Origin of the sequence: Pseudoalteromonas sp. NCIMB 1079 (assembly GCF_040567695.1) — a bacterium.
GTDB classification, from domain to species: domain Bacteria; phylum Pseudomonadota; class Gammaproteobacteria; order Enterobacterales; family Alteromonadaceae; genus Pseudoalteromonas; species Pseudoalteromonas distincta.
Genome location: NZ_JBEWZA010000001.1, coordinates 3,568,112 through 3,589,946 on the forward strand (window position 1 = coordinate 3,568,112; position 21,835 = coordinate 3,589,946).

Here is a 21,835-nt window from a genome sequence, read left to right on the forward strand (position 1 = left end):
CATGTTCGAACTTACTCTCACACCCGGATCACTTGATTTAAACACACTAAGAAAAATTAATAATTCACCGGTAAAGCTGAGCCTTGCAAAGCATGCCGAGTCGCAAATAGCAGCCAGCGCGCAAACCGTTCAAAATGTTATTAATGAACACCGCACTGTATATGGAATTAACACCGGCTTTGGATTATTAGCCAATACTAAAATTGCCGACGACCAACTTGAATTATTACAGCGCTCCATTGTGCTTTCACACGCTGCGGGTATTGGCGAGTACATGGATGACAGCACAGTAAGGTTAATGATCACCTTAAAAGTAAACTCGCTTTCACGTGGCTATTCGGGCATTCGCCTGCAAGTAATCCAATTTTTTATGCAGCTGCTTAGTAGCGAAGTATATCCATGCGTGCCTAAAAAAGGCTCCGTGGGGGCATCGGGAGATTTAGCTCCTCTTGCGCATATGTGTCTACCTTTATTAGCTGAAGGTCAAATGCGACATAAAGGAGAAATAATTAGCGCAGCACAAGGGTTAAAAATAGCGGGACTTGAACCCCTAACACTTGCAGCCAAAGAAGGCTTAGCATTATTAAATGGCACGCAAGCCTCTACTGCATTTGCACTTCAGGGATTATTTAGAGCCGAAGACTTGTACGCACAAAGCTGTGTTATTGGCTCTATCAGTATAGAAGCTGCCATGGGCAGTCGCGCGCCATTTGATGCACGTATTCATGACATTCGTGGTCAGCAAGGGCAAATTGATACGGCGCACGTATTTAGAGAATTACTCGATACGCACTCACAAATTAGTGACTCACATATTAATTGTGAAAAAGTACAAGACCCATATTGCCTGCGCTGCCAGCCGCAAGTTCTTGGTGCATGTTTAACCCAAATACGTCAAGCCGCCGAAGTACTACTGTGTGAATCAAACGGTGTAACCGATAATCCGCTAGTTTTTGCCGATGTAGGCGACATAATATCGGGCGGAAACTTTCATGCAGAGCCCGTTGCTATGGCCGCCGATAACTTAGCTATCGCAATTGCCGAAATTGGCGCATTAGCAGAAAGGCGAATTGCATTACTTATCGATTCAAACCTATCCAAATTACCGCCATTTTTAGTTGAAAACGGCGGGGTAAATTCAGGATTTATGATTGCCCAAGTTACCGCAGCAGCGCTTGCGTCAGAAAACAAATCATTAGCGCATCCGGCTTCGGTCGATAGCTTGCCTACATCTGCAAATCAAGAAGATCATGTTTCTATGGCAACCTTTGCAGCAAGGCGCTTAGATGAAATGGCCAATAATACCCAAGGTGTTTTGGCAATAGAATGGTTAGCATCGATTCAAGGGCTAGAATTTAGAAAGCCGCTTGAACCATCAAATAAAGTGCAAAGCGCTAAAGCGTTGTTACGCGAGCATGTGAGTTATTATGATAAAGACCGCTACTTTGCTCCCGATATCGAAGCTGCTAACACATTACTAAGTGAAGGTAAGCTATGCGACTTTATAGAGAGCAGTCCCCTGCCTTCAGCATATTAAATACCGTGCTGATAGCTAAACCCTAAGGCTTCAATGGCTGAGCCTAATATTTTTCGCTCAGCCGAATCAGTTCCTGTAAACGTTGGCATTTCACCACCATGTTGCTGACACTTCATCGCGTAGTATTCAGCTTTTGTGGGGTGCGCGGGATTAACCACATTATAAATATTTTGCCCTACTTGCCAGTGCTCTATCACCGCAAAAATAGCATTAATTACATCTTGTTGATGCACCATATTTACCACTTGCTCACTTGATGTATTGAGCTCTTTACCTGCCACAAAACGCCCCGGTTCTCTATTAGGCCCTAGTAAGCCAGCTAAACGAAGTATTTTGCCATCTTGTTCAAGCACTTGCTCTTCAGCTTCGTAAAGCTTTATTTGGCGCTCGTTTGTGCAAGAAATATCGCTACTTTCACTATATACACCAGGCTCTTGATCGTACACCCCGGTTGATGAGCACAATAAAAAGCCCTTTGCGTTTAGCTCCTTTGAAAGCTTAAGCGCTGCGGTGAGTGTTTCAGGATAATTACTTTCACTGTGCCTGCTACGTGGTGGAATAGCACATACCCAATAAGCACCTTGTAAATCAACTTGATGCCTTAATTGTCCATTTTCAAGTGTAAACTGACGCTCAAAGTCAAACTCGTGTATATCTGTTCTATGCGTTCCTTGTACTTGCCAGTCAGCTTTTTGTGCACTTACGCATAAAGCATGTCCTAACCAGCCTGCACCTAATACTACTAATTTATTACTTTTATTTGTCATTTTTGTATAAGCCTTTATTTTAAACGCATAATTAGTTCTTTCTATCTAACTTTATAGAGATTTTAAGTAAGATATGATTAGATATAATTTCATAAATAATAAAAATATGTGTACTCATGCTAAATAATTTATCATTACGGAAGAAAATATTATTATTGATTGGTGGAACAATTACCGTTTTACTAATTATCGCCTCAACATTTTTTGTTAAACACATTGCCAATCTCTCTAGAGAAAACATAGAAAACGAAGCACAAAGTTATTTACAGACCGAGCAACTTTCAATGCAAAGTTACTTCGCGATGTACGGTAAAATGGTATCAACCTTTGTTAATAACCCACATTTAATCAACTTTTTTGAAAATTGGGATACGCGCGATCACGCACTTGAAAGCGCGCCAGGTTACAACGAAGTAAACCAAGACTTTGTGCGTTTAAGCTCAAATGACGAAAACATTTTATCGGCCTTTTTTGCCTCAGCAACCACCGGTGAATACTTTAAAGAAAACGAGCGTACAAGTCACTACAACGGCCAGCCTTATTACGCCTACAAGCGTGGGTGGTGGCAAGAAGCCATGCAAGTTAACAAGCTTTACGTAGGTCCAATCTCTGTTGATTTAACCACAGGCGTAGCATCGGCTGTAGTACAACAACCTGTTTATAACGCTCAGCGAAAACTCATCGGTATGGGCGGTGTTGATTTACAATTAAACAAAATTAACGATATGGTCGAAAATATTCGCTTTAACGGCCAAGGTTATGGATTTTTACTCGATGGTAATCAAAAAGTAGTACATTTTTCAAAGGCCACTGGGCATAAACTTTCAATTACAGATGAAGGTGCAAACGGTAAAGAAGGGCTCGATGCGCTTGAGCAACAATTTACAAATACAGCAGGCTTTAAAGAGTTAAATACACAAATGCGAAATAACCTTGAAGGCAGCCAAATGGTTACTTTTAAAGGTGAGCAGTTTTATGTGGTTTACCATCGTTTGCAGCTAGAGCAGCCTTATATAGATTGGTATGTAGGTCTACTTATCCCAACTACTATGATTGAAGAGCCCGTAAATGCTGCAGTAACCGCTACAACAACGGCGGTAATTATTATCTTAATCATTATATTAGCCATGATTTTATGGGCTACCCACATGATTTCAAAACCCATTACAACGCTTACGCACATTATGCGTGATATAGCATCGGGCGAAGGCGATCTTACTCAAAAAATTGATATTAATAGTCAAGATGAAGTGGGACAGCTGGCCAATCATATGAACACTTTTATTGATAAGTTGCACGCCATGATGCTTGATACCGCAGCGCAAGCAGAACAACTGAGTAATGCAGCGGCCCAGCTAAGAAGTGTTTCTGAGAAAACAAATTCTGAAATTCAGCAAGAGAAGCAGCAAGTTGATAGCGTGAGCGCAGCGGTAACTGAAATGGCGACTACTGTGCTTGAAATATCACGTAACGCACAACACACAAATAACGCAGCTGAAGAAGTACAAGCAATTACAGCTGAAGGAGCTAGCCGTTCTACACAGGCGCAAACAGTAATGACTGAACTGGCATTACATATTGGCGAAGCATCTAAAGTGGTTGCAGGTCTTGAGCAAGAAAGTAATAACATTGGTGCATTAGTCGATGTAATTAATTCCATTGCTGATCAAACCAACTTACTTGCACTTAATGCGGCTATAGAGGCTGCTCGTGCCGGTGAACACGGTAGAGGCTTTGCCGTTGTTGCTGATGAAGTTCGTTCACTTGCAAGTCGCACACAAGAATCAACAGACGATATTCGAAATATGATTTCGCGCTTGCAGCAAATAGCTCAACAAGCCTCAGTAATGATGCAACAAGGACAAGATCAAACCGAGGGCTCAGTGCTTCAAACTAAAGAAGTGCTTAGCTCACTTCACAATATTGCGCAGTCGGTTACTAAAGTACAAGACCAAAGTCATCAAATAGCCACATCTACCGAGGAGCAAACTGTTGTTGCTGAGGATATTAATACGAGCCTTTCGGCAATTAATAACTTAGTGAACAGTACCGCTGACCATGCGCACACCCTCGCTGACGAAGCTCGTGACTTAAGTGATTTAGCTGCGGCGCTTAACAAAACGGTTAATCAATTTAAATTATAAAACATGTATTTAATAGTTGTGTTTAAGCGTAAAACTTAAGCGCAACTATAACCCTTGTTTTTAATTTATTTAGCACCATATCTTTACAGTTCGCTGCTATTTTTACTGTAATTGAGTAATACAAAGTGATTTTTACGAACCAGATCAAATTTTTCGATTTTATACACCGATCTTTTTATTGAGATAGTTTGTTGTTTGGCAGAGTCTGGTATAGTAGCGCACGTAATAAACAGTGCTTTTTGAACAGTTTAATACAAAATTGCTAATTAATATGTTCTAAGTGTTACTTAAAAGCACATATTAATTACCAATTGTTAAAAATGGGTTAGCCGATACTCGGCTGACAAAGAATACATTGTAACGGTTTTATCATGATATCTAATTTATTTACCAAGCTTTTTGGTAGTCGCAATGACCGCACTATTAAAAACTTAAGAAAGACGGTCGCGCTAATCAATGCACTAGAAACGCAACTTGAGGCGCTTTCTGATGAAGATTTAAGAGCTAAAACAGCTGAGTTTAGAGAACGTTACGATAACGGACAAAGCCTTGACGACATTCTACCAGAGGCTTTTGCTGTGGTACGTGAAGCGTCAAAGCGTGTAAATGGCATGCGTCATTTCGACGTGCAGTTATTAGGTGGTATGGTTTTACATCAAGGTCGCATTGCAGAAATGCGTACCGGTGAAGGTAAAACACTTACAGCTACTCTACCAGCTTATCTAAACGGCTTAACAGGCAAAGGTGTTCACGTAATTACCGTGAATGACTACCTTGCTAAACGTGATGCTGAAACCAACCGTGCGTTATTTGAATTTTTAGGCCTTACAGTAGGCTGTAACGTACCAGGTATGATGCCGCAGCAAAAAAAGCTAGCTTATACTGCTGACATTACATACGGTACTAATAACGAATTTGGTTTTGACTACCTTCGTGACAACATGGCTTTTAGCATTGATGAACGAGTTCAACGTCCATTATTTTATGCTGTAGTCGATGAAGTGGATTCAATCTTAATTGATGAAGCACGTACCCCGCTTATTATTTCAGGCCCAGCTGAGGATAGCTCTGAGCTATACACTGAAATAAACACCATCGTTCCTTTACTTGAGCTTCAAGAAAAAGAAGACGAAGAAGGCATTGAAGGTGACGGCGATTACACTATCGATGAAAAATCTAAGCAAGTTCATTTAACAGAACGTGGTCAAATTAAAGTAGAAGAGCTACTTACTGAGCGCGGCTTAATTGAAGAAGGCGATTCGCTTTATTCAGCAGCAAGCATTACGCTACTAAGCCATGTTTATGCCGCTCTTCGTGCTCATAAGCTATACCAAAAAGATGTTGATTACGTTGTAAAAGAAAACGAAGTAATTATTATCGATGAGCATACTGGTCGTTCAATGGAAGGTCGTCGTTGGTCAGAAGGTTTACACCAAGCTGTTGAAGCAAAAGAAGGTGTAAAAATTCAAAACGAGAACCAAACACTTGCCTCTATTACGTTCCAAAACTACTTCCGTTTATACGAAACGTTAGCAGGTATGACAGGTACAGCCGATACTGAAGCATTTGAATTTCAGTCAATCTACGGCCTTGATACCGTTGTTATGCCAACTAATAAACCGATGATTCGTGATGATCGCGCCGATTTAGTTTACCTAACGCAAGAAGAAAAATACGAAGCTATTTTAATTGATATTAAAGACTGCCAAGACCGTGGACAACCGGTGCTTGTTGGTACTATTTCAATTGAAAGCTCTGAGTATTTATCGCAGTTTTTACGCAAAGAAAAAATTAAGCACAATGTACTTAATGCTAAATTTCATGCGCAAGAAGCTGACATCGTTTCAGATGCTGGCCTACCAGGAACAGTAACAATTGCAACAAACATGGCCGGTCGTGGTACCGATATCGTGTTAGGTGGTAACTGGAACAGTGAAGTTGAAAAACTTGAAAACCCAACTGATGAGCAAATTGCTGAAATTAAAGCAGCTTGGAAAATTCGCCATGATGCAGTAATTGATGCCGGCGGTTTACATATCATTGGTACTGAACGTCACGAATCTCGTCGTATAGACAACCAATTACGTGGTCGTTCTGGTCGTCAAGGTGATGCTGGTTCAAGCCGTTTTTACTTATCGATGGACGATGCGCTAATGCGTATATTTGCCGGTGAACGCATGACGAACATGATGCGTAAACTCGGTATGCAACGCGGTGAAGCAATTGAACATCCATGGGTTAACCGTGCGATTGAAAATGCACAGCGTAAAGTAGAAGCACGTAACTTTGATGTACGTAAGCAACTACTTGAGTACGATGATGTAGCAAACGATCAACGTCGTGTTGTTTACTCTCAGCGTAACGAACTACTTGAAGAAGGCGATATTTCAGAAACTATTACTGCAATTCGTGGTGACGTACTTAGCAATACAATTGATCAGTATATTGCACCGCAAAGCCTTGCTGAAATGTGGGATATTCCTGGCCTTGAAGAGCGTTTAAAACAAGACTTCTTAATTGAGTTACCTATTACTCAGTGGTTAGCAGATGACAATAAACTATACGAAGAAAAGCTTCGTGAGCGTATTGAGCAGGCGGTTGAGCAGTCATACAAGCAAAAAGAAGAGCAAGTTGGCGATTCTGTATTACGTCAATTCGAAAAAGCGATTATGCTTCAGAGCCTTGATCAGCATTGGAAAGATCACCTTGCTGCAATGGATCATTTACGCCAAGGTATTCATTTACGTGGTTACGCGCAAAAGAATCCTAAGCAAGAGTACAAGCGTGAATCGTTTGAGCTGTTCTCTGAAATGCTTGAAAACTTGAAAGTAGATGTTGTAAGCATTCTAAGTAAAGTACAAGTACGCGCAGAAGAAGATGTTGAAAAAGTAGAAGAGCAACACCGTAAAAGTGAAAATGCTCCTCGCGAATACCAACATGAAGAAGCTGAGCACGTAGGTGGCGAAGCGCCAGAAACAGCGACAGTAATGGCTCGTACAGAACCAAAAGTAGGTCGTAATGACCCTTGTCCTTGTAAATCAGGTCAAAAATTCAAACAGTGTTGCGGTAAATTAAAATAACCCAATATTGTCAGTAGCTTATTAAAAAGCGGCGCTAGCGTCGCTTTTTTTTATGGAGTTTTAAAGTAATGACTATAGAAATTGTACATGTAGCTGTTGGTGTTATTAAGAAAAATAACGCTATATTCATTTGTAAACGTGCAGATGAACAACATCAAGGCGGTTTATGGGAATTTCCTGGTGGTAAAGTTGAAGCTGGAGAAAGTGTGTTTGTTGCACTTAAACGCGAGCTTATTGAAGAAGTTGGACTAACCATTCACAGCTCTAGCCAATTGATGGTGATTGAACATGACTACGGCGATAAATGCGTTAAATTAGATGTACACGTAGTAAGTAACTTTAGCGGTGAGGCACATGGCGCTGAAGGGCAACCTAGCGAATGGGTAGCAATTAGTGAATTAGAAAATTTTGATTTTCCTGAAGCGAATGCTGAAATTATCGAAAAAATAGTTGCCCGATACGCATAAAAAAAGGGCATAAGTGAGCACAATGAATATCTCAATACAAAATAAGCTAAGCGAACTGTTAGCACTGCCCCCTGAGTTAACTCAAGTTAGTGCGATTGGTAGCGGTCATATAAATAGTACATGGCTACTTACAAGTATTGATAAACAGTTTATTGTGCAAAAACTAAATACTGAGGTATTTAAAAACCCTGCTCAGTTAGTGAGTAATGCAAAACTAATTGAGCAGCATTTAAATGCTAAACAACTGCAAAATAATTACCCGCTTGAAATAATCAAACATATAGCGACACAAAGCGACGAACACTTAATAAAAATTGATAATGCGTATTATCGCGTCCTTAACTATATTAGCGATAGCTACAGCGAAGACGTTGTTAAAAATACCCAGCAGAGCGAGCAAGCGGCTTACGCCTTTGGCGTATTTGCTCATGCATTACAAGATTTTGATGCGCAACAGCTACACACTGTAATTCCTGATTTTCATAACTTAGCGATGCGCTTTGAGCAATTAAATACCGCAATCACTAACAACGTAGTTAATAGAGTAAAGCACTGCAATGGTGAAATAGAGTATTGCTTAACGCAGCAGCATTTAATTACTGAGCTTAGTCAGGTAGCTAAACATATACCCCTTAGAGTGTGTCATAACGATACAAAAATAAATAATATGCTGTTTTGTAATACAACTCACAAAGCAAAAGCAGTTATTGATTTAGACACCTGCATGGCAGGATTTTGGCTTTATGACTTTGGCGACATGGTACGTACATTTAGCTCCCCCGAAGCCGAGGATTCAACAAACTTACACAACGTTGTTATTCGAAAAGATATATTTTCAGCCATTGTTAAAGGCTATGTAACGCCATTAAAAAATAGCATGAGTATACTAGAGCAAGAAAGCTTATTATTAGGCGCTAAAATAATGCCGCTCATGTTAAGTGTGCGCTTTTTAACTGATTACTTAAATAACGATGTGTACTTTAAAGTATCTCATGCAGAGCATAATTTAGAGCGAGCACAAAACCAACTCGCGCTTTATAAAAACATACTGAGTAACGAAGAATGGATGCACGCGTGCTTAGTCGATGAAAAAATTCAAGATACAAAAAAACCAGTAAGCTAAAAACTTACTGGTTTTTTGTTATTTATAGCAATGCAATTACCAGATTTTTACGCGATCTTCTGGTTTGATATACATTTTATCACCTTCTTTTACGTCAAACGCTTCGTAAAACTCAGGCATGTTCGACAAGATACCGATTACACGGTAGTGACTTGGTGAATGAGGGTCTGTTAATAAGCGATTACGTAACTCTTCATCGCGGTAGTTACGACGCCAGATTTGTGACCAACCCATAAAGAAACGTTGATCGCCTGTGTAACCATCTATCACGGGTGCTTTTTTATCACCTAAAGATAGCATATACGCTTTATGCGCAACGGTTAACCCACCTAAGTCACCAATGTTTTCGCCAAGCGTTAGCTCACCATTAACACTTGCATCTTCAAATGGTTTATATTCGTTATACTGTGCAACTAGAGCCGCTGTACGCTCTTCAAATTGCTTAAGGTCAGTCTCACTCCACCAGTTACGTAAGTTACCGTCACCGTCGTATTTAGCACCTTGGTCGTCAAAACCGTGGCCAAGCTCATGCCCAATTACCGCGCCAATTGCGCCGTAGTTTACAGCATCATCCGCTTCTAAATTAAAGAATGGTGGTTGTAATATAGCGGCTGGAAATACAATTTCATTGTTTACTGGGTTGTAATACGCATTGACTGTTTGCGGAGTCATGTGCCATTCAGAGCGATCAACTGGTTTACCCAATTTAGCAATCATATCTGCGTATGCCCATTCGCTATAACGGATGTAATTACCTACTAGCTCGTCTGAGTTAATCTCTAGCTCTGAGTAATCTTTCCACGTGTCTGGGTAACCAATCTTAGGCGTAAATTTGTCTAACTTTTCTTTCGCTGCAAGCTTTGTCTCAGGGCTCATCCACTCAAGATTTTCGATAGCAACACCGTAACCTTTAATTACGTTATCAACTAACTCTTCCATGCGTGCTTTAGCTTCTGGCGGGAAGTTATCTTTAACGTATACCTTACCTAAAATCTCACCTAGTACACTGTTAGATGCATCAACCGCTTGCTTCCAAAGAGGTGCTTGTTCTTCTACGCCACGAAGTGTTGTGCTGTAAAAGTCAAAGTTAAGGTTAACTAAATCTTCGCTAAGTAGCTCTGCATAACCACTTACAAAATGAAATTTTAAGTAGTTTTTCCACGTCGCTAAATCAGTATCTTTATAAATAGTAGCAAGTGCTTCTAAGTAGCTTGGTTGACGTACAATAATATCACTTGCACTCACGCCTGCATCTTTAAAGAATGCAGCTAAATCAAGCTCCCCCATCAACTTGCTTGCGTCTGCTACTGTCATCTTGTTATAAGATTTAGTTGCATCACGGCTTTGCACACGGCTCCACTGAGCATCAGCTAGTGTTTTTTCAAATGCAAGTACGCTCTTGGCAGCTTCTGCTGCATTTTTAACGCCTGATTTTGCTAAAACATCTGTGATGTATTGCTCGTAAGAAGCACGAATTTTAGTGAATTTTTCGTCATCATTTAAGTAATAATCACGATCTGGTAAACCAAGACCCGACTGAGATAAATACAATGCATACTCGCTCGAGTTTTTAGCATCGTTATTTACAAACCAACCAAACGGTAAAGTACCGCCTTGTTTTTGAATTTTAGCCATTAAACCCACTAAATCAGCTTTAGATTTAACGCTATCAATTGTATCTAATGACGGTTGTAATGGCGTAATACCTAGCTCATTACGCGCATCTTTATTCATATAGCTTTTATAAAATGCACCAATTTTGTACTCATCACTGCCTTTTTTAGCGGCTTTGTTTGCGGCTGCACTTTCAAGGGCTATTTTCATCGCTTTTTGCGACTCATCATATAACTGCGAAAAAGAACCGTAGTTAGATTTATCACCTGGTATTTCAGTTTTAGCTAACCACTGCCCATTTACATGGTAGTAAAAATCGTCTTGTGCGCGTACTGAACTATCCATATTAGCTAATTCAATACCAAGCTCTAGTGGTTTTTCAGCGGGTGCTGTTACTACTGGAGTGTCGGTTACTTTAGTTTCTTGTTGTTTTTCACCACAACCTACCAAGCCAAGCGCAAGTGCGATACTTGCAGCAGCCATTGTTACTTTATTCATAATTATTCCGTTTGTTAGTTAGAATTGAATCATACCAATCTGCTTATATATGGGGTCTATTTAACGTTAAGAAAATCACGCTAGAACTAGGCAAAAGTTTTTGTATCTAGCTGCTCTAAATAAAAAATTTTTAACGACGTTATAGTACAATTTAATTCGTTAAATTGATCAAAGACTTATGCAGGTTGGTATCACATACCAACTCCATTAAATTCTTGAATATAGCAGGAGTAAAAATAGCACTGCCTACACGCTCTTACTTAATGGAATGGGTATCAAAGAGCTTTCGATCAATATAAAGCCCACGCAGTATCATAAACCTCATTAAGCCAACAATAAAATGGAATATGTAACAAAGTATTTTGAATGCGGTGAGCAGCCAAATTAGCCCCACCAATAACAAGATGGTGGGTAGTTAAGACTTACTTTTATTTTTTCCGTGAAGCGCTAAACGCTCTAGTTTTTCTTTTAAAGAAGGGGGTGCAGAAGCCGCTATCGCATTTAAGTAATTAGCGGTTTGCTCACTCATTTTCCGTGAGTTGGTAACTGTAGGGCTGCCCGATTTATTCGCGGTACTTAATCGCTGAGTTGCTTGAGGATTTGCAGTTATTTTTATTTGTCCAAGCTCTGCCATTCCAGTTGCTCTAAAGTGTGAAAGCATATCCATTTTTAAATAATTAAGCCTAAGCGCGATAGGCGCAGATACCGCCTCTATCATTAGCGTGCCGTCTCGGTAATTACTAACTCGGCATTTATCACCCAATTTAGGGCCTAAAAAATCTTTTAATAAGGTTTGCTGTGTATCAAGTGCTTGGCTTTTGCCTGCATAAGCCGATAAACGATTATTTAACCCCGCCATAATATCGGTTAGCGGTTTTGGTGCATATCTATCTTTAGCCATTTTACACCTCGTAAAAACTCACTTAGACCCAGAGATAATACTCTGGGTCTAAGTATACACTGCGTATTAATACTACGCGCCGGCTATTTGCATTTGCTCTATTAGTACTGAGCCTGTTTGAATACCACCACGGCGTTCTATATCACCACCAATGGCAGAAATACCTTTAAACATGTCTTTTAAATTACCAGCAATAGTAATTTCACTTACCGGATATTGGATTTCACCATTTTCAACCCAAAAACCTGCAGCACCACGAGAGTAGTCACCCGTTACGGTATTTACGCCCTGCCCCATTAGCTCTGTAACTAATAAGCCAGTACCCATGGTTTTTAATAGTGCAGTTAAATCGTTATGAGTTTGCTCAACGAGCCAGTTATGTATACCGCCTGCATGCCCTGTTGGCGTCATATTCATTTTACGCGCGGCATAACTTGCTAATAAATAGGTTTGTAACTCGCCGCCTTGAATAATTTCTCTATCGAATGTTTTAACACCTTCGCTATCAAACGGTGACGATGCCAACCCTTTTAAAATATGTGGGCGCTCAGCAATATTCACACAATGACTAAATACCTGAGTGCCTAAGCTATCAAGTAAAAAACTTGATTTACGATAAAGCGCGCCACCACCAATTGCCGACACCAAGTGACCAAACAATGAATTTGCAATATCTGCTCTAAAAATAACAGGCACTTTCATTGTGCCTAACTTTTGGCTGTTTAATTTAGCTAAGGTTTCAGCTGCCGCTTCAAGACCCACTGCCGCCGCATCATTTAAACCAGCCTGATCGCGAGCAACTGTATAAGCAGAGTCGCGCTGCATGTGTTCGCCATCTTTACCTATTACCATAGTACTAATACTATGACGAGTACGTGGAAAGCCTGCAATTAAACCGTGGCTGTTACCATAAACACGTAATCCCTGATGCGATGAAAAACTCGCACCATCAGAGTTAACAATGCGCTCATCTGCATTTAATGCAGCTTGCTCAGCAGCATGACAAAGCTCAATGCCTTCCTCAGGACTTACATCCCAAGGATGATATAAATCTAAATCTTTAGGATTAAATTCAAGTAACTCTTTATCAGCAACGCCGTTAAATGGGTCATCAGATGTAAATTTGGCTATATCAATCGCTTTTTCGACTACCGTGCGCAATGTTTTTGGATTTAAATCAGCAGTTGACGCCGAGCCTTTATTATTACCAACATATACACTAATGCCTAAGCCGCCGTCTTGGTTGAACTCAATGGTTTCTACTTCACCCATTCGTGTACTAACCGATAAACCAGACGTGCTAGACATCGCAGCTTCTGCAGCTGTAGCGCCTAATTTTTTAGCATGTTCGAGTACTTCTGCTACCGCATCTTTAACTTGCGATATTTGAGAATAAATTGGATCGTTTTGTTGGCTTTTCATAAATTAAGTCCTGAGCCTTAGAGGCATAATGCACGCATTTCTTATATTTAAATGCTAACACACTCAATGCATCACATCAGCTAATATTCCTAAGTATCATATTCATGTATAATGGCAAAAGTTATTTTTATTTAAGAGCACCCCATGGCAAAGAAAAAAGGCAAGCCTGCTGAAATTGAAGAAGAAATTGAATATGTATCAAGAACGGAGCTTAAACGCGAAGCGCAAGAGTTTCATCAGTTAGGTACTGAAATTGCCAAAATGGGTAAAAAACAGCGCGAACGCCTGCCATTAAATGACGATTTAAAAGAAGCGATGGTTGTTGCTGATAAAATAAGTAACAAAAGCGACGCGTATCGCCGCCACTTAAATTACATCGCTAAAACACTGCGTACTGTAGAAAACATTGATGATATTAAAGCGATTATCGATGTGATGCTTAATAAAAATAACCAAGCTGAAGTATTGGTCAAAAAAATTGAGCAATTACGTTCAGATTTAATTGAGCAAGGTGATGACCTTATCAATGAGACTATTGAGCAGTTTCCGTCTCTTGATCGTCAACAAATGCGCCAATTAGTTCGTAATGCAGCAAAAGAAGCGAAAGCTGAAAAGCCAGGTAAAGGTTATAAAGAATTATTTCAATACCTTAAAGATGCTCATACTGTTACATATTAATTAGACTGTATTAATTGATATTTTATTAAAAAAGGTGCTTCGGCACCTTTTTTGTTATAGATCAAACCGCCTTCCTGAGTACTTTTTTATAATCCCTCCTAAATAAATACTTAGGTGCGCGTGATGATTAAACTTCCACAATGGGATGAAACCCTAATAAACAAATATAATGTGTCTGGTCCGCGTTATACCTCTTATCCCACGGCTTTATCACTGCGTGACGGATATCAGCAACAAGACCTACTAAGCGCTATAGAATCGTCAACAAGTCGCTCTCTTTCTTTATATATTCACATCCCGTTTTGTAGTCAGCTTTGCTACTACTGTGGCTGTAATAAAATAATTACCCGTCATCAATCTAAGGCAGATACGTATCTCGACTTTTTAGCAAAAGAAATTACTGCCCAAGCGCCTTTATTTAAAAGCTACACGGTTGAGCAATTACATTTAGGTGGCGGTACTCCCACCTTTTTAACCGCAAAACAAATGACCCGTTTAATTAAGCTTTTAGAACAACACTTTAATTTTACACGCACGACAGAGCGCGGCATTGAAATAGACCCACGCTCACTTGCCGATAATATGCTTGTTGATTTAAGGATGCTTGGCTTTAACCGCGTCTCGTTTGGGATTCAAGACTTTAACGATAACGTGCAACTTGCTGTTAATCGCCCGCAAAATGCAGATACCGTTAAGCAATTAATTACACAAGCTCGCGAGCTGGGATTTCAATCTATTAATGCAGATATGATTTACGGTCTGCCACTGCAAACACCACAAAGCTTTAAACAAACTATTGAGCAACTTATTGAGCTAAGCCCTGATCGTGTATCAGTGTTTAACTACGCGCATTTACCTGAGCGCTTTGCCGCACAACGTAAAATTAAAGATGTAGATTTACCCAGTGCACATAATAAGCTCACTATGTTTAAAAATACGCTGGAGCAGATGACGCAGGCAGGCTATCAATTTATTGGTATGGACCACTTTGCAAAAACCGATAACGAACTAGCTGTTGCGCAAAATGAAGGCAAGTTACATCGTAACTTTCAAGGTTATACAACCCATGGAAATTGTGATTTATTAGGTTTAGGCGTGTCATCGATTTCGCAGATTGGCACCGCCATTTTGCAAAATCAAAAAGAATTAAAGCATTATTACCACAGCGTAGAAACACAAAGCGGCTGTGCACTTAATAAGGGCATGCACTTAACACATGATGATGTAATTCGTGCTGATGCTATTAAGCAGCTCATTTGTCAATTTGAGTTAGATATACAAGCATTTAGTGAAAAACACGCGCTTATATTTAATGACTACTTTGAGGATGCATTAGTAGCGCTGGCGCCACTTATAAAAGATGAACTAGTAACTATAATTGATAATAAAATTAGCGTAACACCACGCGGTAACTTATTCATTCGTATTATTTGTATGTGCTTCGATGCTCACTTACAAAAACAAATTAACGCAACGCGCTTTTCAAGAGTGATTTAGCCTGAACTATGGATAATAAATACATCGGCACAAAAAAAGCAGACCTAGGTCTAATGCCGTTCACTTAAGGTGAGCGGCTTTTTTATTTCTAGCGTACCGCTGTGGTCTTGGCTTGACTGCACGAGGAAAACCTCGATCCCTTCGAGGCTCTAGAATTAGGCTTTCTGCCATCGCATAAAAGTATTTTAATTGACGTGGTATGGCTCCAGGTGTTGAATAAGGTAATCCAACAAGCAACCTCATTATTTGAGCTAAACTACCATTGAAACTCAGTTGGTACGGTAAATAATCACCTTTTAATGTGTGGCACATTTTTACCATCTGATATCGCACCATATTATAAGTAAGCAACACTCCCCACAGCTCTTGCTTTACAAGCGCTGGTAAGCGACTTCTTAATGTTAATCGATTGCCCAGCATATATTGCTTTTGTTCCCGATAACCAAGCTCTATCTCCCAGCGGTGACTGTACAAATCACCTATATCGGCTGATAGATATCGCATCGGATCTGTCATAGATGTCATCACACTATATGATTTCCCCTTTATTTTTCGAGTCACTAACCTCGCGATTAAGGTGTTAGGCAGCGTTGGCCACATCTTTCTTGCTCTTGGGTTGCTGCTAAGTTGGACTAATTTATCATTACGCCCTAATGTTTGAATAACTTCATATTGCACATTTTTTTTCAGGGGGATTAGCCAATGGCGTTCACTGCCAGTTGTTTGCCATTTATGTAAAAGCCCTAAAGAATAGAAACCTTTGTCGAATAAAGTGAGACTGTTATCGGGTGTGGTTTCTATAAGCTTTTCAGCCAGCACCATTTCATTGACCTTGTAATCATCAAAAGCACTCCCCGTGATTAGGTGGCTGCTTAGCTCCATTTGACACACCATTCTGACCTGTGGGTATTGTGTATTAGTCGGTTTTGTAAAGGCTTCATTGTTTTGGGGTGAGTCATCCGTACGCCAAACGACACCATCGACACCAAGCAAGGTAAGCCCATTCCAATGAGGATGATTAGCGTCATTATTCCAATGCCTTTGGGTGCATTCAAATAAGGCTTTCATGGCGGCTTCACCTAGGTTTTTACGACGCTGAGTTAAAGCGCTTGGCGCAACAAATGGCTTACCATCGCGGTCAACAATGTCGAGCATATTAACGACATCGGCCATCGATTTGTCATTATAAATAACCATCCCGATCAACAACCAAGCCATCGATTCTAGGGTTAGTTTTCTTTTTCGTAGTGTAACGGTTTCGGTCAGTGCATAGGCTTCTTCGATAAGAGATAAAGGGAGTAAGTCTGCGAGTGTTTCAACGTCATTAGGTTTGATGTTGTTAATAATATCGAGAGCATTAGAAAGTTGCATAAAAAAATCCGAATTCTACAAAAGAATTCGGATTCTTACATACCTAGAAGATCGTTCAAGTGCTATTAACTAATTCTTAAATGATCGGCATTACAGACCTAGGTCTGCTTTTTGTATTTAAGTTGTAGCTTTAATTAAAAACGACTTTATCGCTACCTGGAGCGGCTTTAAACTCGATGATAATTTTAGCGCAATCAGCTTTAACTTCATCTTTAAGTGTTTTTTCAGCTTGCCAACGAGCTTTATCCAGCTTAAAAATCTCTTTTTTAGAGTATTTTTTACGTGCGTCGTGCGTCGGCATTTCTTTAACTACCTGATACATTTTATAAATACCAGGATACTGCGTCGTTAAATCACGCTCGCTTTCAAAGGCATACTGAGAGATAAGTACCCATATGCGTAAACAGCCTTCAGAAAACTCACACTGCTCTTCATTCATTGCACGTGCGATTAAATGAATACTATCGGCTAGTTTTGCGTTTCGCTTTAAACGCGACTTTTCAAGCTTTTGCTTTTGTTCAGCCTGCGTTTTAGCAATTAACTTTTTTTGCGCATTTAACTTATACAGCAACTGACCCGCATAAAATGCCAAACCAGCTATGATAGCAGCGCCTAAAAGTAAGGCTAAAATTACCGAGGTACTCATTATTTATCCTTACTATTTGTCGTCTTCATCTAACCATTCGTTGGCTAAATCATCAGATAAGTATTGATCGAAGTCAGAATTGCCTTGGCTTTCAAGGTCATCTTCAAACTCGTCTTCGTCCTCATCTTCAATACCAAGAATTTCACATAACGCCTGATGACGGGCAATGCGACTATTGAAGTACTTCGCATCTTTACCTGTTAGCATTTCACCTTTTTCATGACGCTCTACTAGTTTAAGTAAACGTTCGTCATTCTCAAGTGCTTCTAGCTCTTGTTCAGGTGTAAATTCAGGCTCGATTACTTTTTTCAGCTCAATAGTTGGCTTTAAGTTGCGTTTCATTTCAACTTTAGGCTCAGGCGCGGTTGCGATTAACGGCACAGGCTTTTTACTGCCTACACGCTTATCTTTAGGCGCATGATTACTATTTTGGCTTTCGCTATCTAGTAAATCTGGCGCATTACGAGAACCCGGCTTTGCGCCTTTGGTTTTTTTAACTCGCTGCTCTTTTAATGCGCGCATTTCTTTAAGCTTATCTTGGCTTAAACGAACAGGTCCGTTTGCTGGGCTTTTGCGTGACTTTTTAGTTCTACTCATATCTTGATCATCTCACTTAAGAGGTTTTGAGCGAAGCGCAAATTAATGGGCATCGCAGTGCTGGCCTAGCCAGAAGAATTCAGTTTGCGCTATAGAGGTTGGGTTTCTCATTTAAAAGCGCCTTAGCTAATTAATCGCTAATTTTAAACGGTGGGTATTGTAACAGGACAAATAAAAAGGCGGTAGAGAAAACATCTCTACCGCCTGCTAATCTGAGCGCCATTATCTGGACACTTCTCCCTTCGACTTTTTTTAGTCTTTATTATTTTTATTATTATCAGTCCGTATTGTTATTATTTTTACGTTCCTTGTTACATTCCATTTTGTTTTTGTTATTAAACTTCCATGAGTATTTATTATTTTCGGTCATCCTGACACTTTTTTATTATTTCCTTTAGTAGCACCAATCTTGTGCTATGTAGTCATGCCGCGCCACTTTCCTTATAGCTTGTTTCCGTTTTGTTATTGTTCTTTTGCGACAGTGGTTAATTTACTCGTTAATGATTTTGTTACAACTGGTTTATATAACTTTTATTATACTTATTACATTTCAAAACAAAATAAACAATAAAATACAATGGGTTAATGGTAAATAAGAAATAAAAAGAAGACTTTTCTCACACTCACGCATGGTCAATGTCTTACATTTAAACGGGTGATATCGTTAATTTTGCACACAAAAAAAGCAGCCTGGGCTGCTTTTTGTAAAACATTGTAGTGTATTTATTATTAATTGCTAAATAAATACGACTTTAGTGTAAACCACCTAAGTACTGAGAAAGTACTTCAATATCTTTATCTGTTAATTTCTTCGCTATATCGCCCATCATGCCATTTAAGTCATTGTGACGAGTTCCATCACGGAATTTTTCAAGTTGAGACTTGATATATCCAGGATGCTGAAAAGAAATTTTTGGAAACTTAGCAAGTGATGAACCGTTACCACGTGGACCATGACATGCTGCACATGATGGAATCCCACGCTCCGCATCGCCTGCTTTAAAGAGCATTTCGCCAACTTCAACAACATCTTTAGGTGTAGCACCTTCAGTCATGTTCATTGAAGAAAAATAAGCAGCTAGATCTTTCATGTCTTGCTCGCTAAGTGGCATAGCCATAGCGCTCATTACTGGATCCATACGCCCTTCTTTGCCGCCTGACGTCATACCTAATTTTAAATCCTGAAGTTGCTTAAGGATATAATCTGGATGTTGACCTGCAATTTTAGGGTAAATATTAACCGGCGCATTACCGTCTGGGCCGTGACAAGCCGCACACGTTGCTGATTTTTCTTTACCTGCGTTTACATCGCCATCAAATGCTGTTGCGTTGCTTGCTGACAACGCACCAAGCAATATTGTTAAAGATAGTGCTATTTTTTTCATGGTGAATTCTCTGTTTCCGACCCTGTATCATCTACAATCGTGATGTTGTAATACATATATTCTACACGATAATAAATTCTCTGGCACGTTTTCTACACATATTAAGCTTATAATTTACAGGGTTTTGACTTAGATTAAGCTTTAACATGTTTTAAATGTACCATAGGTGCTGTTTTTAGGTGGTTAAATACGCTTTTTAATACATCCTTTATAGTATAAAATACGCGCCCTGAGTGAATTTGGTTTACTCAATGTTATTTTTTTAAGTTTTAGGAGAGCCTGTGCTCAAATCTCGTATCAAATATAATACTGCGTCTTTCGTAACAAGCGCTCCCGACATTACTAAATTACCTGCTGATACGGGAATTGAAGTTGCGTTTGCCGGTCGCTCCAATGCAGGTAAGTCGAGTGCATTAAATGCATTAACCGATCAGAAGCTAGCACGTACAAGTAAAACACCTGGACGTACTCAGCTAATCAATACATTCGATTTAGCGGATGTTGACGATATGCGCCTTATCGATTTACCAGGCTATGGCTTTGCTAAAGTACCAATCGAAATGAAAAAGAAATGGCAAAAGTCGTTAGGTGAATATCTGCAAAAGCGTCAAAGCTTAAAAGGTATTGTTATTTTAATGGATATTCGTCATCCATTAAAAGATTTAGACCGTGATTTAATTAACTGGGCAATTGGTAGTGAGATTCCAGTATTGGCACTATTAACTAAAGCCGACAAACTAAAGCAAGGCCCTCGTAAATCACAAGTACTGCAAGTTCGCCGTGAATTAAGCACGCTTGATGGGGATATTACAGTTCATGCGTTTTCATCATTAAAAGGCACCGGTTTACCAGAAGTAGCTAAAAAGCTAGATGAATGGTTTTTAGGCCCTGTTATTGCTGTACCACCTACCGATGAAACAATCACTGACGAAACAAACCCAGAGGCTTAAACGCTGGCGTTACGATAAATAAAACTGCTTTCCTGCAGATTTAATAAAATAGCCGAGCTTATCAGACTCGGCTTTTTCAGCCCACTGATAAAATACACTGCGTGAAACTCGCGCACTACAACCATACGGTAGCTTTAAATAAGGCACCTTTGAACCTTTGTAGTCTTTTATATACAAAGGCTGCTGAGCGCTCACTAGCCACTGCCTAGCTAAATTATCAATACAACACAACACTTGCCCTTGCGCTGTATTTTCAAAACGCCAATCAACAATAATAAACGGCGCATCTTCAACCGTTATTGTTATTTTTTCGACAGGGGTTTTTAAATAAAATTGCTCATCTTCTTTACACAATACAGAAGCAAACAGCTTCACCATGGCTGGGCGTGTTATTTCGCTGCCATCGTAAAACCATTTCCCTTCATTATTAATAACAATTGGCAGCTCCCCACAATGGTTAGGCTGCCAACTATCAAAAGGTTTGCTTGGCTCGCTTAATCGCTTGCTAAGCTCACTTAAAGAAATCACTGTTTTTTAAGTGTTATTGCAAATGTAACAGGCACAGCTGTGGCAATTGAAGGCAAGCCCGCTAACTCTTGCAGCTTTTTAACGCCTTCGGTTACACCAAAATCATCACTATTAATAATAATAGGTGTTAATGATGATACCGTTAAATCACCACTTTGCGTGCTGTTAACGAGTACATCAATTGCCAATGGTTTTTTATTACCATGAAAATCAAGCTCAGCTTTAATACCCTTCAATACATATTGACCAGGCTTTTTGATATTACTTAGCTCTTTAGTTAAATTTGCAGTTAAAACAGCATTGGGGAATTTAGCCGCTTCGAATAAAAATGTAGCTAAACGCTCATTACGAATAGGGATTAGAGTTTCGGCTGATGTTAAATCAACATTAACGCTAAACTCACCTTTATCAGAAAGCATACCTTCAAGGTTAGTAAAATGGTGAGCTTCAGCAATCGAATCTTTTTTAATTGAAACAAAGCTTAGTTGGCTTTTATCATTCACTAGCTGCCAATTGGCCTGAGCAACATTAGAAATAACTAAACTTGATAAAGAAAAACCTGCAATAGCTAATGCTTTAAACATAACGCACTCCTTAGTAATAAAATGAAAAGAATAAAAATGATAGCAC

Annotated in this window: 18 protein-coding genes; 8 read left to right on the forward strand and 10 right to left on the reverse strand. The window is 39.6% G+C overall.

Annotated features, from left to right (window positions below; translation table 11 throughout):
- The first annotated feature begins 1 nt into the window (after position 1).
- Positions 2-1,537, forward strand: coding sequence for a histidine ammonia-lyase (gene hutH, locus ABX891_RS16545; protein ID WP_002959944.1), 1,536 nt, complete (start codon positions 2-4; stop codon positions 1,535-1,537).
- On the opposite strand, the gene ABX891_RS16550 is transcribed toward hutH, so the two are convergent.
- The gene (locus ABX891_RS16550) at positions 1,534-2,304 is read right to left on the reverse strand and encodes a Rossmann-fold NAD(P)-binding domain-containing protein (RefSeq protein WP_002959943.1); all 771 of its coding nucleotides are present in this window, start codon (positions 2,302-2,304) and stop codon (positions 1,534-1,536) included. The two genes, hutH and ABX891_RS16550, sit on opposite strands and share 4 nt — an antisense overlap.
- A 116-nt stretch (positions 2,305-2,420) precedes the next feature.
- On the opposite strand from ABX891_RS16550, the gene ABX891_RS16555 reads away from it, so the two are divergent.
- The 4 genes from ABX891_RS16555 to ABX891_RS16570 all read left to right on the forward strand — a co-directional run bounded on the left by ABX891_RS16555 (position 2,421) and on the right by ABX891_RS16570 (position 9,118).
- Positions 2,421-4,448 (forward strand): methyl-accepting chemotaxis protein, encoded by a 2,028-nt coding sequence (locus tag ABX891_RS16555; RefSeq protein WP_033021078.1) that lies wholly within the window; start codon positions 2,421-2,423, stop codon positions 4,446-4,448.
- A gap of 371 nt (positions 4,449-4,819) precedes the next feature.
- Positions 4,820-7,528, forward strand: coding sequence for a preprotein translocase subunit SecA (gene secA, locus ABX891_RS16560; protein WP_039485905.1), 2,709 nt, complete (start codon positions 4,820-4,822; stop codon positions 7,526-7,528).
- Between the two features lie 68 nt (positions 7,529-7,596).
- Complete coding sequence (mutT, locus tag ABX891_RS16565) at positions 7,597-7,995, forward strand: 8-oxo-dGTP diphosphatase MutT (protein ID WP_354630045.1); 399 nt, start codon at positions 7,597-7,599, stop codon at positions 7,993-7,995.
- A 22-nt stretch (positions 7,996-8,017) separates the two neighbouring features.
- Complete coding sequence (locus ABX891_RS16570; RefSeq protein ID WP_354630047.1) at positions 8,018-9,118, forward strand: phosphotransferase enzyme family protein; 1,101 nt, start codon at positions 8,018-8,020, stop codon at positions 9,116-9,118.
- A 36-nt stretch (positions 9,119-9,154) separates the two neighbouring features.
- On the opposite strand, the gene ABX891_RS16575 is transcribed toward ABX891_RS16570, so the two are convergent.
- From ABX891_RS16575 to pmbA, 3 genes are all read right to left on the reverse strand, one after another.
- Positions 9,155-11,230, reverse strand: a complete 2,076-nt coding sequence (locus ABX891_RS16575; protein WP_354630049.1) for a M13 family metallopeptidase — start codon at positions 11,228-11,230, stop codon at positions 9,155-9,157.
- 415 nt (positions 11,231-11,645) lie between these two features.
- A complete protein-coding gene (locus tag ABX891_RS16580; RefSeq protein WP_354630051.1) occupies positions 11,646-12,131 on the reverse strand; it encodes a DUF721 domain-containing protein in 486 nt (161 codons plus the stop codon).
- A gap of 72 nt (positions 12,132-12,203) precedes the next feature.
- Positions 12,204-13,553 (reverse strand): metalloprotease PmbA, encoded by a 1,350-nt coding sequence (gene pmbA / locus ABX891_RS16585; protein ID WP_165742846.1) that lies wholly within the window; start codon positions 13,551-13,553, stop codon positions 12,204-12,206.
- 144 nt (positions 13,554-13,697) lie between these two features.
- On the opposite strand from pmbA, the gene yjgA reads away from it, so the two are divergent.
- Together yjgA and hemN are read left to right on the forward strand one after the other, a co-directional pair.
- The gene (gene yjgA, locus ABX891_RS16590; RefSeq protein ID WP_008137688.1) at positions 13,698-14,231 is read left to right on the forward strand and encodes a ribosome biogenesis factor YjgA; all 534 of its coding nucleotides are present in this window, start codon (positions 13,698-13,700) and stop codon (positions 14,229-14,231) included.
- 123 nt (positions 14,232-14,354) lie between these two features.
- On the forward strand, positions 14,355-15,728 hold the full coding sequence (gene hemN, locus ABX891_RS16595; protein WP_354630053.1) for an oxygen-independent coproporphyrinogen III oxidase: 1,374 nt from the start codon (positions 14,355-14,357) through the stop codon (positions 15,726-15,728).
- A 60-nt stretch (positions 15,729-15,788) separates the two neighbouring features.
- Here the strand turns inward: hemN and ABX891_RS16600 are convergent, their stop codons facing one another.
- From ABX891_RS16600 to ABX891_RS16615, 4 genes are all read right to left on the reverse strand, one after another.
- Positions 15,789-17,099 carry an IS4 family transposase gene (locus ABX891_RS16600; RefSeq protein WP_309167426.1) on the reverse strand — a complete coding sequence of 437 codons (1,311 nt, stop codon included), beginning with the start codon at positions 17,097-17,099 and terminating at the stop codon, positions 15,789-15,791.
- A gap of 130 nt (positions 17,100-17,229) precedes the next feature.
- Entirely contained in the window at positions 17,230-17,745 is a 516-nt protein-coding gene (locus ABX891_RS16605; protein WP_149593325.1) for a DUF2489 domain-containing protein, read from the reverse strand.
- Positions 17,746-17,757: 12 nt separating this feature from the next.
- Complete coding sequence (gene yihI, locus ABX891_RS16610; protein ID WP_002959924.1) at positions 17,758-18,342, reverse strand: Der GTPase-activating protein YihI; 585 nt, start codon at positions 18,340-18,342, stop codon at positions 17,758-17,760.
- A 752-nt stretch (positions 18,343-19,094) separates the two neighbouring features.
- Complete coding sequence (locus ABX891_RS16615; protein ID WP_024596955.1) at positions 19,095-19,727, reverse strand: c-type cytochrome; 633 nt, start codon at positions 19,725-19,727, stop codon at positions 19,095-19,097.
- 281 nt (positions 19,728-20,008) lie between these two features.
- On the opposite strand from ABX891_RS16615, the gene yihA reads away from it, so the two are divergent.
- Positions 20,009-20,677 (forward strand): ribosome biogenesis GTP-binding protein YihA/YsxC, encoded by a 669-nt coding sequence (gene yihA / locus ABX891_RS16620; protein WP_007377272.1) that lies wholly within the window; start codon positions 20,009-20,011, stop codon positions 20,675-20,677.
- Positions 20,678-20,686: 9 nt separating this feature from the next.
- On the opposite strand, the gene ABX891_RS16625 is transcribed toward yihA, so the two are convergent.
- A complete protein-coding gene (locus tag ABX891_RS16625; RefSeq protein WP_024605300.1) occupies positions 20,687-21,205 on the reverse strand; it encodes a DUF1285 domain-containing protein in 519 nt (172 codons plus the stop codon).
- Complete coding sequence (locus ABX891_RS16630; protein ID WP_024605301.1) at positions 21,202-21,789, reverse strand: YceI family protein; 588 nt, start codon at positions 21,787-21,789, stop codon at positions 21,202-21,204. The genes ABX891_RS16625 and ABX891_RS16630 overlap by 4 nt, the downstream gene beginning before the upstream one ends.
- Positions 21,790-21,835 lie beyond the last annotated feature (46 nt).